Source organism: Nitrospirillum goiasense, from assembly GCF_034427435.1.
Lineage (GTDB): Bacteria > Pseudomonadota > Alphaproteobacteria > Azospirillales > Azospirillaceae > Nitrospirillum.
In genome coordinates this window covers 290,736-304,008 of the sequence record NZ_JAXQNP010000001.1, presented here as the reverse complement: position 1 = coordinate 304,008, position 13,273 = coordinate 290,736, and the positions used below count along the sequence as shown (strand labels likewise).

Genomic DNA, 13,273 nt, shown 5'->3' with positions numbered 1-13,273 from the left:
GACAACCTGCTGCTAGTGTTTTGATTTATAACTTAAATATTGACCTGTGTCGGTTGTGTGGTGTCACAATTATCTTCCTTCATCACAGGGGTTGGAGGACACCATGATGACTGACTTGGAAAAGCAACTTCTGGGCTGGCGGCTGACCACGGCCGAGATCGTGTATCGCATGCCCGACCATCCGGGCCTGTTGCAGGCCTATGTTTGGCAAGAGCTGGACATGGCCCCGCGCTTTCCCCAACTGCGCCGCTTCCTCGATTTCTGGGAGACCCGGCTGGACGGTCGCATCCATCGCGTCCAGGTGGTTTCCGCCGCGCTCGTCCGTCCTGCCGAGATCCGCCACGGTCATGATGCGGGCTGGCTGCACTGACCTCAGCCGAGCCTGATCCGGTGCCGGGGCGGGGTTATTGGGGGCGCCTTACTTGGGCAGGGGGCCCAGGTCCGTCCCCGCGTCGTTTCCATGTCTGTGACGGGCAGGGTCCGCGATGGGCAGGGTGAACTCGAAGATGGCGCCCCCTTGCGGCGTGTTGCGCGCTGTGAGGGTGCCGCCCAGGGCCTCGATGGCGGACTGGCATATCTGCAATCCCATGCCCATGCCCCCCACCTTGGTGGTAAAGAAGGGCTTGAATATTTTCGACAGCGTTTCGTCGCCGATCCCGGGCCCCGTATCGGCCACCGATACCCGGACAAATCCCCCGTCCGCCGCTTGCGCCGTCACCATGACGCTTCTCGCCGGTGGCGCTGTGTCGGCCATGGCGTCCAGGCTGTTCATGACCAGGTTCACCAGAACCTGCTGTAGTTCGACGCGATCAGCGACCACCGGTGGCAGGTCCGGCGGGCAGGTGATGGCCATGAGCGTTTCATGAGAGATCAGGTCGCGTTCCAGCAGGGTGCGGGTTTCAGACACGAGCTTCGCCAAATGCAGCGGTGCGATCTCCCGTCTGCCTTTCACCAGCTGGTCGCGCGTCCGCCGTACGATGTCGGCCAGACGCTGACCATTGGTCTGCATTCGTTGCAACACGCGCAGCGCGGCGTCGGTATCGGGCGGGATGGCCTGCAACCGGCGCACCCCGGTCCCGGCATCGGTCAGGATGGCGGCGATGGGCTGGTTCAGTTCATGCGCCAGCGAGGTGGATAGCGCATCCACCGTGGCGATGCGGTTGGACCTGGCGAGTTCAGCCTGGGCCGCCAGGCGCATGGCCTCGATCCGCTCCCGCTCCGTCAAATCGACATGGCTGGATACTTGCACGGTTTCCGATACAAGGCGCACGCGGTACAGCACGGGGATGCGCCGGCCATCCTTGCCGATCAGCACCGTGCTGCCCGCGATGTTCCTCCAGCCATTGAAGGCGGCTTCCAACTGGTGGGTCAGCACCTGCAGCGCGTTTTCGGCGTTCTGTCTCGGTGGCTTGGCGGCCAGCTCCGCCCTGTCCTCATATCCCAGCAACTGCGCCAGAGCATCGTTAACTTCGACCGTTCTGATGGCGTTGACGCACCGCTCCAGAAACTCGGGATGCGCGGCGACATAGCCCCGGAAGTCGGTGATGCCCTGGGCCTTCAAGCCGTCCAGCAAGGTCTTGGCGTCGCCGATGTCCTGTTCGCAGAAGCTGATAGTGCTGACTTCGAACAGGCGACGGTATCGGGCTTCGCTGAGCGCCAAGTCGCGGGCTTGGGTGTCCAGCCGCTGTTCCAGCGTGGTATTGCACTGGCGGAGGCTTTCCCGCTCCTGATCGCTTTCCCTCAGCGCCGCGCGGGTGGCGTTTAACGTCCGCCGGCTGACCAGCAGCGCGGCGCCAACGGCGGCGAACAGCATCAATATGGTGAGGACAGATGGCGCCCCGGTCAAATCACTCATTTGGCTGTGCCGACCGTCCTGCCCCTCGATGGAAAAGCCGCCCTCGACCTTGAGCGGCGCGCCAAGGATGAAGCCGTGGGACCGGACGTTTGGCAAGCGCATCCCGCCCGCGCGGGCGATATATGTGCCGTTTCATGCAAATCCTGCCATCCGGAACAAGCCGCGGGACAGGACCGGGTGGAGAGTGCGGCCACCTCATTTCGATCCGGAGCCATAGACATGTCCGACGCCACCAGCCCCAAGCCGAACCCGCTGTACGCCGACCCGGAAAATCCGGTTCTGCCGTCCACCCCGGTGACCTTGGACCTGCGCCGGGCGGCGCTGGTCGTCACCGACCCGCAGATCGATTTCCTGAGCCCGCACGGTGCCGCCTGGGGCGCCTTCGGCCAGAACATCACCGAGATCGGCACCGTGCCCAACCTGGGCCGACTGATGGCCGCCGCCAAGGCGGTGGACCTGCCCGTCGTGATTTCTCCCCATTATTATTACCCGCACGACCACCACTGGGACTTCGCGGCACCGGGCGAGGCGCTGATGCACAAGATGCGCATGTTCGACCGGCGCGATCCCCTGTCACTGGACGGCTTCGCTGGCTCCGGCGCCGACTGGATGCCGGAATACAAAGCCCTGATCGAGGATGGGCGGACCATCGTCTGTTCCCCGCACAAGATCGCCGGGCCGCAGACCAACGACGTGCTGTTCCAGTTACGCAAGCACCGGGTGGACCAAGTCATCCTGGCGGGCATGGCCGCGAACTTCTGCGTGGAATCCCATTTGCGCGACTTCGTGGAGCATGGCTTCGAGGTCGTGGTGGTGCGGGACGCGACGGCCGCCAGCAAGGTGCCGGAAGGCGACGGCTATCTGGCGGCCCTGACTAACTTCCGGTGGCTGGCCAGCGGCTTATGGACCACGGATGAAACCATCGCCCGCCTGAACGCGGCCCAAGCAAGGGGATGAATCAGCGTGTGGATGTCCGCCGATTTCTGATGTCGGCGGACATCCGCATCCAATACCGGGAGTGATGGGGCCGGCTTCGGGTGCGGCCGCCTCATTCGGGTCCTTTACGGCCTAACACGAGCCCCGGCGCCAGAAAGCCGAAGCTGCCGAGGCGCCAGATTTGATCCCCGATGCTGCGCGAAATCACGGTTGCGATACCGGCTTCGCGCGCCCACCGTGCGTAATCGGACAAATGGCGGATATCGCTGATCACCAGACGGCCGTCGGGCGCGAGAACGCGGGCGATTTCGCGGATCGCGCGGGCGCGGTCGGCAGCATCATAGAGATTGTGGATGGCCGCTGATGAGAGCGCGACATCGAAGCTGTTGTCCGGGAAGGGGATCTCCCGCATGTCGGCGCTGCGGCATTCGACGCGGCCGGAAACGCCTTCGCGCGCGGCATTCGCGATGACCGCGCCGGGGCCATTGCCGGAAAGATCCTCCGCCTGCCAGATATCGATACCGACCACATGGCCCCGCGGCACGCGGCGGGCCGCCGCGACGGTGAACAGGCCGCGTCCGCAGCCGATATCAATGACCCGCTCGTCACCGCGCCAATCGATGCGGTCGAGGATGATCTCACGCTCCCGGATCTTGCCGCGGGCGCTCGACCAGATCATGGCGATCGCGCCGGCGCCCATCGACAACGTGGGCCAGATGAGGCCATTGACGTGGATCGGCAGAATCCCGACGAGGTCCAGCACGAAAAGAGCCCCGCAGAAAAACGAGCCTAGCAATAAATTGCGGACCACAGGCGGCGCGTCGAGACCATAGGAAAAGAGTCGATCCATGCCTTCCTCTGCCGTTGTCTGCGACTAACTCGAATTAACAATTCCTCCACAACATAGCGCAATCGCCGCGATTCCCGACTTGAGTTGTCGCAAGCCCATCAACGTCGGCTATGCTGGAACCGCAGGATATCGCACAGCCAAACATCTATTTCCATAATTATGCTTATCGGTCTTTTTCAAGTCCCGGGGGTGAATTCAATCCCGAAGTGCGACTCCCTTGCGCTTTTTAGTCTCCGGCTTATGCCAGGCCGGCCGGAATGTCGGCCCCTTAGCGCTAAATAGCTTCCCCGTTTCGGATGGTCTTCCGCATTGTTGGAGGCAGTGCCGCATGGGGTGGTGCCGATGTTGTGGGCGGTGGGAGTAGCATTGGTGGTTCCTCGACAGTCCGCCCTTCCGGTTCCCACCGGCGCCTATCGCCGGTCGATGGGGATCGCCGCGCTGTCCACGGTGGTGGAATGGTATGACTTCACCCTTTACCTTTACTTCGCTCCGGTGTTGGCCCGCCTCTTTTTCGGGGGGCAGCCGGCATCGCTGATCACCGCCCTGGCCGGGTTTGCCGTCGCTTACCTGCTGCGGCCGCTGGGTGCCGTGGTTTTCGGGCATGTCGGGGACCGCGTCGGGCGCCGCCCCATGATGCTGCTGTCCATGGCGCTGATGAGCCTCGCCATGCTGGCCACCGCTCTGTTGCCGACCTTTGACCGCATCGGCATCGCGGCGGGAGGGCTGCTGTTGCTGCTCCGCTGCGTCATGAGCTTTTCCGTCGGCGGGGAATATACCGGCGTGGTCGCCTATCTGATGGAGGGGGCCGACCTGCGTCGGCGGGGGCTGGTCACGTCCTGCGCCTCGGCGGCCAGCGAGGTTGGCGGACTGTTGGCGGTGGGCGTCTCCGCCTTGACCGTGCAGGGGCTTACCCCGGCGGCGTTGACGTCCTGGGGCTGGCGCATTCCCTTCCTTGTCGGCGCGGCCTTGGCCGGACTGGTCTGGGTCGCGCGTTCCACCATGCGGGAGTCCCCTGATTTCGAGCGGCAACTGGCCTCGGGTGCCGTGCCGGCCCAGCCCTTGCGCTACGCCTTGGCGCATCACCGGGCGGGGATTTTCCGCTCCTTCGCCATTTCGGCGCTGGGCTCCATCACCTATTACGTCGGCATCACCTATGTGCCGGTCTACCTGACCTCGGCGGGATCGTTGAGTGATGGCGCGTCGCTCTGGCTGTCCACCATCGCGGCCGGGGTGGTAATCGCGGTCACGCCTTTGGTCGGGGCGTTGTCAGACCGTGTGGGGCGCAAACCCGTCCTGATCACCCTCGCTATTGGCAGCGCCCTGCTGCCCCTGCCGCTTTTTTGGCTGATGGCGGGCAATTCCGCTGTCCAAGCCTTATGCGGGGCGGTGCTGCTGGCAGCGGTCGCCGGGGGAGTAAGCGCGGTTGGCGCGGTGGCGACGGCGGAGCAGTTTCCCGGCGAAGGGCGGCTGACGGGCCTGGCGCTGGGGGCCACCGGGGCCACCGCCCTTTTCGGCGGGGTCACCCCGTTCCTGGCCCAGGCCCTGTTGGCCAGCACCGGATGGCCACTGGTGCCCGGTGCCCTCATCGCCCTGGTCGCGCTTCTGGTGTTGCCGGTCATCGTGAGGGCCCCTGAGACCAGGCCCTGCCGGTCCTGATCCGCCCCGCCGGCCGATCGTCGAAAGGATGTCCGTTTACTGCGGCGCCGGCGCCGTCACGTAAGTGAAACGCCCCGTTGGCGGCCGCTCCCGCCACCCCGCCAACGCGGCGCGCATGTCGTCGCGGCCGGCTTGCCAGCGTTCCGCGATGGAGCGCGCGGAGAAATTCAAGCTTTTGCCGGCTTTCTCGTGGGCGGGCGCGCGGTGGGCGACGTGGACCAGGGCCAAGCTGCCGGGAAGACCGGCTCGGTCGCGCAAATCATACTCACGGCGCAGGCCGGCCAGTGATCGCCGGGCATGGCTGGCGCATTGCAGGTCCTGGCACCGCGCCAGGGCCCCCGCCATGTCCGAGGGCTGGGGGCCATCGATTGCGAACAACTCGCTGGCGAAGCACAGCACATCGTCCTCCCCTTTCTCCACCATGGGCCGGTCCAAAGGCATGTTGTTGCGATGGACAAGGTCGCACAGCAGACGGCCGCCCACCTCGACGGGCGGGAACAGGGGCATGGCCGCCGTGCTGGCCAGCAAATGGTCCCAGGTCAGGGGCGTCGTGGCACTGTCGACATACACCTCCTCCCCCGTCGTGACGTCCAGGCACCCCACCGTCAGCCGGATATCGCCCCATTAAGCCGGTCCATCTCCACAAGATCCCGCAGCGTCGCGGCCATGGGACGGTGGTCCAGCAAGGCCATGTCGTCCGGCAGGCCGGGCAGCATGGTCAGCACGCCGGGAAAGCGTGGCGTGAAAAAGCCCGGCTTGCCGGCCAGCAGCGCGCGCATCGCGTGCGCCTCGTTTTCATGGTCGCGCCGCCATGGCAGGGGACCCAAGGGCCAATCGGCGCGGTCGCAGGCCAGTTCCCAATAACGCCGTAGCCGCGGCAGGCGCTCCTCCGGCGCGTTCCCAGCGATCAGGGCGCCGGTAACGGCGCCGATGGAGGCGCCGACGATCCAGTCCGGCTGGATATCAGCCTCGCACAGGGCTTCGTAAACTCCGCCGTGGTACGCGCCCAGCGCGTTGCCGCCACCCAGGACAAGAACAGTCGTATCCACCATGTCTTTCCCACCATCGGGCCCACCATCGGGACGAAAAAGACCACGCCGGCGCGGGAGGCCGGCGTGGCAAAGGTGGGCGGGAGGGGTGTCATCGGGGTTCCCGCCCCAGCGACATCAGGCGTCTGCCAGATCCTCAAGGACCTGGCCGGAGCCCAGCTCGGCGCCGGTGATGGGATCGCTCTCCGGATTGGACATGGTCCGCGCCATCAGAGCCTCGGCCGCCTGCTGCTGCGCCTCGGTCAGGGTGACGGAGGGAAGTCCGGCGCCGCCATCCAGGGGAAGATTGCCGGCCACGTCATCCAGCCGTTGCCACCGTCCGCCCGCGTTCCACGGGCCCTCCGCATCGCCCTCGCCTTGCGAGGTGTTGACGTAGAGGTCCGCGAACTCCGGCTTGCCGGGCAGTTTGCCGGGTGGAAAATTCGGCTCGATGGCGTACAGCGCCTTCTCAAACGATTTCTGGTGCGCGATCTCGCGGGTCATCAGGAAGGTCAGGGCGTCCTTGATGCCGGGGTCATCGGTGATGTTGATCAGGCGCTCATAGACGATCTTGGCCCGGCTTTCCGCCGCGATGTTGGACCGCAGGTCGCATGTGGGATCGCCGATGCTGTCGATATAGGCAGCCGTCCACGGAACGCCGGAGGAATTGGTCAGCGACGGGCCGCCGCCATAGAGCAGCGATTGGGTATGGCTGTCACCGCCCTGGTTAAGGGCGGTGTAGAGATCCGCCTCCGCCATGCTGGCTTCAGCCAAGTCGCCCTTGATGCCTTTGTTGAGCATGGCGACGATGCTGCCGATGATTTCCAGGTGGCTCAGTTCCTCGGTCGCGATATCGAACAGCATGTCCTTGCGACCCGGGTCGGTCTCGCTCAGCGCCTGGGTGAAATAGCGCATGGCCGCAGCCAGTTCACCCTGCGGGCCGCCGAACTGCTCCAGCATGAAGCTGGCCAGGACGGGGTTGGGCTCCGACACGCGGACCGTGTATTGCAGGCGCTTGTTATGCATGAACATCGTCGTCCTCCTGATGGTGTCGCCAAATGAACGTCCTGTCGCTCTTGCCAATATAAAGGGGGTGTATCTGGAATTGTTCCAGGTATTTGAAGCATCTGCGAAGCTTAAGTCTCGCTTTGACTTGTGCAGCCCGGTTGAATTACAAATAAAATTTAAGATGTCCGCATTTTTGGCGGGCTTTCAGGGAACCGTTGCAGACGCGACGGCTTGTTTGCGCGCGGCACCCCGACGCGGTTTCCCTGAAGTGGTTTTCAGCGGGGGTGGGCGCCAACCCTCAAGCAAGGAGCACTGGCCATGGCCACGAACGAGGAACATCTGGTTGACTGGCTGCGCGATGCCCATGCCATGGAGCAGCAGGCGGAAACGATGATGACCGCGCTGTGTGAGCGCATTGAGAACTATCCGCCCGTGCGGGACAGATTGCAGCAGCACATCGCCGAAACCCGCACCCAGGCCCAGCGCCTGGAGCGGTGCCTGGAGCGCATCGGGGGCGACACCTCGGCCATCAAGGACCTCGCTGGCCGGGCCACCGCCTTCGGCCAGGGGTTGAGCGGCATGTTCGTGGATGACGAGATCGTCAAGGGGGCGTTGGCCAGCTACGCCTTCGAGAATATGGAGATCGCCTCCTACACCATCCTCATCGCCGCCGCCGAGGCGGTGGGTGATACCGAAACCCGCGACCTGTGCGACCAGAGCCTGCAGGAGGAAAAGGCCATGGCTGCCTGGCTGGTGGAGCATCTGCCCGCCCTGACCAAGAAGTTCCTGGCGCGGGACGAGGTGTTGGAGGAAGGCGGGAAACGGTAACGCGACCGCCCACGCGCGGGTCACGGGGTGTGCGGCGGCCGTCCAGCGACGAAAGAGCATGGGCTGGCGCATGGGCTGGCGACGTGGCCGCCGCCAGCCGGCAGGCGCCCCTTTTGGGGTACGCATGCCGGAATAAAGCAAAGTGCCGGGTTTTATTTTATTTAACGCATATTAAATGCATCTTTATGAGCCGGCGCGTTCAATAAATCGGCCCCTTATCCCCGGCTTTGGGCCATCCCGCACCTGCCAATGGGTGCCACGAACCCCTGCCCCTTCGCCCAAACCATGACAGGCGATGAGGATGAGCAGGATGGGGCATATGTTTTCGCACTGTGAGGACATCGGTGAGTACTCAAGATCCGGTTCCCGGAAACCTGGTTGGCGCGGAGCGGCGCTTCCAGCTTCTCGTGGATGGCATCAGTGATTATGCCATCTACATGTTGGACCCGAATGGCTTCGTGAGCAGTTGGAACGCCGGCGCGCAGCGCATCAAGGGCTACAGCCGTGAGGAAATCATCGGCGAACACTTCTCGCGCTTTTATACCGAGGAGGACCGCGCCGAAAACCTGCCCGGCCGCGCGCTGGCCATCGCCGAGGCGGAGGGCCGCTTTGAGCGCGAGGGATGGCGCCTACGCAAGGACGGATCCCGCTTCTGGGCCCATGTCATCATCGACCCCATCCGCGACCCGGCGGGCAAGCTGATCGGGTTCGCCAAGATCACCCGCGACATCACCGAGCGCCGGCAATGGGAGGAACGGCTGCGCCATTCCCAGAAGATGGAGGCCATCGGCCAACTGACCGGGGGCTTGGCCCATGACTTCAACAACCTGCTTCAGGCCATATCCGGCTGCCTGGAAATGCTGGCCCGCAATCCGGTGGACCCGGCGCGGCGCCATCGCCTGCTGGAGGGGGGATTGCAGGCGGTGGATCGGGGCCGCACCCTGATCCAGCAACTCATGACCTTTTCCCGCCAGCGGCCCGTGGACCTGGAGGCGGTCGACCTGCGCGACGTCCTGCCCGGATGCCTCGACCTGATCCGGCAGGTGGTGCGCGGCGATATCGAGGTGAAGGCCACGCTGCCCGCCGAGCTGTGGCCCGTGGAGACCGATCCGGTGCAGTTGGAGGTCGCGTTGCTGAATCTGGCGGCCAACGCCCGGGACGCCATGCCGAACGGCGGCACCTTGACCTTGGGCGCCCGCAACGTCCGGGATGCCGGCGGTCAGCGGGATATGGTGGAGATAGAGGTGAGCGACACGGGCGTCGGCATGGCGCCCGAGGTGGCCAGCCGGGCCTTCGATCCCTTTTTCACGACGAAGCCTTTGGGCAAGGGTACGGGTTTGGGCCTCTCGCAGGTCTATGGCTTCGCCCGCCAATCCGGGGGGGATGCCCGACTGTACAGCCGTCCAGGCGGGGGCACCACGGTATCGTTGTCGCTGCCCCGCACCGCCCGGCCGCCGCAGCGATCCGCTGGGGTGGCGCGAACCGAACCGCAAGGCGGCAGCGCGCGCATCCTGATGGCGGAAGACGACGCCGTCCTGGGGCCCGTGATCACCACGGCGCTGGAGGAGCTGGGCTACCGCGTCACCCATGTGGGCAGCGGGCAGGAGGCCCTGGACCTGATCGACCGCGGCGGCGCCTTCGACCTGGTGTTCAGCGATATCGTGATGCCGGGCGCGGTGAACGGCCTGACATTGGCCCGTGAAATTCGGCGGCGTCATCCGGACCTGCCGGTGATCCTGTCCACCGGCTATAGCGAGGAACCCGCCGTGCGCCAGGGCTTCCCCATCCTCGCCAAGCCCTACCGCATCGAGGATTTGACCCGCGCCATCAAGGAGGCCATGACGCCCCCCGCGCAATCTTGATCGCCGCCGGGCCCTACTCGGCGGCGGACAGCCCCTCAGCCTGCAGGCGCCACATGCGCGCGAACAGGCCGCCCTGGCGGCGCAGATCCGGCGCCGTTCCATCCTCCACGATGCGGCCGTCCTGCATGACCAGGATGCGGTCGAAGGCGGCGACGGTGGACAGGCGATGCGCCACGGCGATGACCGTGCGGTCCGCCATGCGTTCCACCAGGGAGCGCTGGATTTTCAATTCGGATTCCGTGTCCAGGGCCGATGTCGCCTCATCCAGGATCAGGATGGGGGAGTCCTTCAGAAAGGCGCGGGCGATGCCGATGCGTTGGCGCTGTCCGCCCGACAGCTTGGTGCCGCGTTCGCCGACCAGCGTCCCGTACCCTTCCGGCAGGGACAGGATGAAGTCGTGGCAGTTGGCGGCGCGGGCGGCGGTATGAACCTCCTCCTCCGTCGCGTCGGGCCGGCCGAAGCGGATGTTCTCCAGGATCGTGCGATGGAACAGCGTGATTTCTTGCGGCACCACGGCGAGTGCCGCGCGCAGGTCGTCCTGCCGGATGGCGGCCACGGCGTGGTTGCTGATCAGCAGTTCGCCGTCCTGCACGTCGTAGAGGCGTTGCAACAGGGCCACGAGCGTGGACTTGCCCGCACCCGATGGGCCCACCACCGCGACCTTCTGCCCGGCCGGGATGCGCACCGTCAGGTCCTGCAACGTCTCCGCCCGGAAGGGCGGCCGGGGCGCGCCCTCCCTGTCCCCCTCCGACGGCGTCCGCGAGATGCCGTAGGCGAAGCCGACGCGGCGCAGTTCCACCGAACCGGGATCGGCCCAGGGGTCGAAGGCGGCGCTGGCGGGATCGTCGGCGACGGTGGGCCGCAGACCGATGACGCGCAGGGTATCCTCGATATGGCCGACATGCTGGACCACGTCGACCAGGGCCAGGGCCAGATCGCGCGCGCCGTGCAGGATGCGGAAGGTCAGGGCGCTGACGATCACCACGTCGCCCGTGGTCACGCCCTTCTGGCCCCAGCGGAACAGCACCCAGCACAGCATGGCGCCGGCCATGAGCCATAAGACCACGTCATACAGCAGCCGGGTCTTTTCCATGTGCATCCAGCTGGCCCGCTGCATCCCCGCTTCGTCCCGGAAACTGGCAGCCAGTCGATCATATTCCCGTCGGCGGGCGGAAAACGCCTTCACCGCCCACATGTTGGAGATGACGTCGGTCAAAGCGCCCGCCACCTCGCCGGCACGGGCGGCATAGGCGCGGTGTAGCGGCTGCCCCCCTGTCCGAACAGGATCAGGCCGGTGGTGACGGCCACGACGAACAGGGCCAAGGCCGCCGCCATGCGCCAGTCGATGGTGGAGAACACCACCACCGCGCCCAGGAAATCCACGCAGGGCGGCGCCACCCGCCAGATGACGGTGTTGCACAGCGCGCCGAAATTGCCGGCGGTCGCGGTGATGCGCTGACCCAGCGAGCCCGCCAGGTTTTCCGTGAAATAGCGCATGGGCAGGCTGCTGAGATGGGCGAACAGGTCCAGGCGCATGTGGACGCCGACCCCGATGGTGGTGCGGCAGCCCAGCCAGCCGGTCAGGCGCCACAGCACGCTCTCGGCCCCGATCAGGCCAATGAACAGGGCCAGGGACCGCCAGACACCGACCGTGACGCCGCCGCCCTCCGGCTGGCCGGCGGCCATCGTGTCGATCAACAGCTTCATGGCGTATTGCACCGCCACGGCACAGGACGCGGCGGCTGTCACCAGCAGGGCCAGGCCCAGGAAGTGCCCCTCCCACGCCCGCAGGTAATGGCGGATGAAACGCCAGGGCGCCGTCAGGTGCGGTGGCAAATCGGCGTCGGTCTCGGCCGGCGGCTTAGCCATGGCTCGCGATCCCCTTGGCCACTCCCGTGGCGGCATAGACCCGGGGCTTCGGCCTCGCCGGGGGCAGGCGCGCCCGTTGCGCCAGAAGCTCCTCGACCAGGGGACGGTGAAGGCCGCAGCGGCCGTCGGCATCGCGCGCGGTCAACAGCCCCACATCGCAGGGCCGGTCGTTGTCCCACCCCGGATAATCCAGCACGGGATAAAGACAGACGCCGTGAACGGGAACACCCAGGGCCTGTGCCTGGCGTACCTCCGCAGCCACGTAGTGAAGCCAGGCCGCCCGGGCGCTGCCCTCCGCCCCGGTCTCCGAGATCACCATGGGCCGGCCGTAGCGGTCATGGAATTCGACCAGTAATTCATGCAACGGGCGGTAATCGTGCCGGCCGAAGGGAATGGTGGCGCCGCCCAGATGCCATTGGTTATAGGGATAGAAGTTCACACCGACGATATCCAGATAACCGGGGGCCCCGCCCAGTTCCGGCCGCAGCCGTCCGCTCAGCATATCGTACGCCTCGAACTGCGACAGGTGATAGCTGCGCGCGGCCGCCTGTTCCTCGGCCACTGGCGCCCCCGCGGCGACGTTGATGGCCGGTTCGGCGTAGACGAACCGGGCCCGGGGGATGGCCGTCCGCACCGCATCCACCGCCGCGATGGCGGCCCGCACCAGCAGGCACTTCAGGCGATCGCCCTCGCCATGGCCAAACGGGTTCATATAGCCCATGTCCCCCCCGGCCCACGCCAGGAAGGAGATCTCGTTCATCGGGCAGAAGACCGGCGCCGTGTCGCTTTCTGCGCCGATGAAACGGGCGGTGGCGGCGGCGAAGCGGGCGAAGCGGCCGACAAACTCCGGCGACCAGATGTCCAGCCCATCGGGCCAGCCGTAGTGGCACAGGTCCCAGACCACCTGCATGTCGGTCGCCCGCGCCGCCTGGACTAGCGGCAGCAGGCTGGACCAGTCGAACCGGCCGGGAATGGCTTCTATCCGATGCCAGCGCACCCCTTCCCGCACGGTGTGGATGCCGGCCGCGGCCAGCAATTGATAGTCCGCGTCGGCGTGCCGGTCGTGGCCGGTGGCGGAAAGCAGGTCCAGGCGGCGCCCGTCCGCGCGGCGATGGGTCGAACATTCGAAGCCGCCCCAAAAGAAACTTCGGAACAGATCCCCATCCTGCACGTCATCCAGCACGTCCATGTCAGCCCCAAGGTTGCCGCGGTTGAGCCGGGGTAATCCCCGAGGGGCCGTTAAGTTCGATGCCCGCCGGCATTTTCTAGAGGGCATTTTTGAGGGCCTGAGTATCGGTGGGGCGCCCCGGAACTTTCGTTCCCGTCTGTGCTTACAACCGAGAGCCCCCGATGGCGCCCCCCGCGCCCGGATCGACCCTCC

The 13,273-nt window shown here is 65.9% G+C and carries 13 protein-coding genes; 5 read left to right on the top strand and 8 right to left on the bottom strand.

The window, feature by feature from the left end; genetic code table 11:
• Positions 1 to 103: 103 nt before the first annotated feature.
• Positions 104 to 370, top strand: coding sequence for a Usg family protein (locus ULB03_RS01275; RefSeq protein ID WP_322481509.1), 267 nt, complete (start codon positions 104 to 106; stop codon positions 368 to 370).
• A 48-nt stretch (positions 371 to 418) separates the two neighbouring features.
• Here the strand turns inward: ULB03_RS01275 and ULB03_RS01270 are convergent, their stop codons facing one another.
• Complete coding sequence (locus tag ULB03_RS01270; protein WP_322481508.1) at positions 419 to 1,951, bottom strand: sensor histidine kinase; 1,533 nt, start codon at positions 1,949 to 1,951, stop codon at positions 419 to 421.
• A 123-nt stretch (positions 1,952 to 2,074) separates the two neighbouring features.
• Between ULB03_RS01270 and ULB03_RS01265 the strand changes: the two genes are divergently transcribed.
• Complete coding sequence (locus ULB03_RS01265) at positions 2,075 to 2,812, top strand: cysteine hydrolase family protein (protein ID WP_322481507.1); 738 nt, start codon at positions 2,075 to 2,077, stop codon at positions 2,810 to 2,812.
• Positions 2,813 to 2,903: 91 nt separating this feature from the next.
• Here ULB03_RS01265 and ULB03_RS01260 read toward each other — a convergent pair whose 3' ends face one another.
• Complete coding sequence (locus ULB03_RS01260; protein ID WP_322481506.1) at positions 2,904 to 3,641, bottom strand: class I SAM-dependent methyltransferase; 738 nt, start codon at positions 3,639 to 3,641, stop codon at positions 2,904 to 2,906.
• A 369-nt stretch (positions 3,642 to 4,010) separates the two neighbouring features.
• On the opposite strand from ULB03_RS01260, the gene ULB03_RS01255 reads away from it, so the two are divergent.
• Positions 4,011 to 5,297 (top strand): MFS transporter, encoded by a 1,287-nt coding sequence (locus tag ULB03_RS01255; RefSeq protein WP_322481505.1) that lies wholly within the window; start codon positions 4,011 to 4,013, stop codon positions 5,295 to 5,297.
• A 36-nt stretch (positions 5,298 to 5,333) separates the two neighbouring features.
• Here the strand turns inward: ULB03_RS01255 and ULB03_RS01250 are convergent, their stop codons facing one another.
• The 3 genes from ULB03_RS01250 to ULB03_RS01240 all read right to left on the bottom strand — a co-directional run bounded on the left by ULB03_RS01250 (position 5,334) and on the right by ULB03_RS01240 (position 7,357).
• Positions 5,334 to 5,900 (bottom strand): patatin-like phospholipase family protein, encoded by a 567-nt coding sequence (locus ULB03_RS01250; protein WP_322481504.1) that lies wholly within the window; start codon positions 5,898 to 5,900, stop codon positions 5,334 to 5,336.
• Positions 5,901 to 5,902: 2 nt separating this feature from the next.
• Positions 5,903 to 6,349 (bottom strand): patatin-like phospholipase family protein, encoded by a 447-nt coding sequence (locus tag ULB03_RS01245; protein ID WP_322481503.1) that lies wholly within the window; start codon positions 6,347 to 6,349, stop codon positions 5,903 to 5,905.
• 114 nt (positions 6,350 to 6,463) lie between these two features.
• Positions 6,464 to 7,357 carry a manganese catalase family protein gene (locus tag ULB03_RS01240; RefSeq protein WP_322481502.1) on the bottom strand — a complete coding sequence of 298 codons (894 nt, stop codon included), beginning with the start codon at positions 7,355 to 7,357 and terminating at the stop codon, positions 6,464 to 6,466.
• Between the two features lie 294 nt (positions 7,358 to 7,651).
• Between ULB03_RS01240 and ULB03_RS01235 the strand changes: the two genes are divergently transcribed.
• A complete protein-coding gene (locus ULB03_RS01235) occupies positions 7,652 to 8,161 on the top strand; it encodes a ferritin-like domain-containing protein (RefSeq protein ID WP_322481501.1) in 510 nt (169 codons plus the stop codon).
• Positions 8,162 to 8,505: 344 nt separating this feature from the next.
• On the top strand, positions 8,506 to 10,023 hold the full coding sequence (locus ULB03_RS01230) for a PAS domain-containing sensor histidine kinase (protein WP_322481500.1): 1,518 nt from the start codon (positions 8,506 to 8,508) through the stop codon (positions 10,021 to 10,023).
• Positions 10,024 to 10,036: 13 nt separating this feature from the next.
• Here ULB03_RS01230 and ULB03_RS01225 read toward each other — a convergent pair whose 3' ends face one another.
• The 3 genes from ULB03_RS01225 to ULB03_RS01215 are packed head-to-tail and all read right to left on the bottom strand — an operon-like array spanning position 10,037 to position 13,081.
• Complete coding sequence (locus ULB03_RS01225) at positions 10,037 to 11,239, bottom strand: ABC transporter ATP-binding protein (protein WP_322481499.1); 1,203 nt, start codon at positions 11,237 to 11,239, stop codon at positions 10,037 to 10,039.
• On the bottom strand, positions 11,236 to 11,892 hold the full coding sequence (locus ULB03_RS01220) for an ABC transporter transmembrane domain-containing protein (RefSeq protein WP_322481498.1): 657 nt from the start codon (positions 11,890 to 11,892) through the stop codon (positions 11,236 to 11,238). The genes ULB03_RS01225 and ULB03_RS01220 overlap by 4 nt, the downstream gene beginning before the upstream one ends.
• Positions 11,885 to 13,081, bottom strand: a complete 1,197-nt coding sequence (locus tag ULB03_RS01215; protein ID WP_322481497.1) for a beta-glucosidase — start codon at positions 13,079 to 13,081, stop codon at positions 11,885 to 11,887. The genes ULB03_RS01220 and ULB03_RS01215 overlap by 8 nt, the downstream gene beginning before the upstream one ends.
• Positions 13,082 to 13,273 lie beyond the last annotated feature (192 nt).

Excerpts from the sequence above, each read along its gene's own strand:
- ULB03_RS01260 (WP_322481506.1), bottom strand. The coding sequence starts at position 3,641 with ATGGATCGACTCTTTTCCTATGGTCTCGACGCGCCGCCTGTGGTCCGC.
- ULB03_RS01275 (WP_322481509.1), top strand. The coding sequence starts at position 104 with ATGATGACTGACTTGGAAAAGCAACTTCTGGGCTGGCGGCTGACCACG.
- ULB03_RS01265 (WP_322481507.1), top strand. The coding sequence starts at position 2,075 with ATGTCCGACGCCACCAGCCCCAAGCCGAACCCGCTGTACGCCGACCCG.
- ULB03_RS01240 (WP_322481502.1), bottom strand. The coding sequence starts at position 7,357 with ATGTTCATGCATAACAAGCGCCTGCAATACACGGTCCGCGTGTCGGAG.
- ULB03_RS01215 (WP_322481497.1), bottom strand. The coding sequence starts at position 13,081 with ATGGACGTGCTGGATGACGTGCAGGATGGGGATCTGTTCCGAAGTTTC.
- ULB03_RS01220 (WP_322481498.1), bottom strand. The coding sequence starts at position 11,892 with ATGGCTAAGCCGCCGGCCGAGACCGACGCCGATTTGCCACCGCACCTG.
- ULB03_RS01235 (WP_322481501.1), top strand. The coding sequence starts at position 7,652 with ATGGCCACGAACGAGGAACATCTGGTTGACTGGCTGCGCGATGCCCAT.
- ULB03_RS01245 (WP_322481503.1), bottom strand. The coding sequence starts at position 6,349 with ATGGTGGATACGACTGTTCTTGTCCTGGGTGGCGGCAACGCGCTGGGC.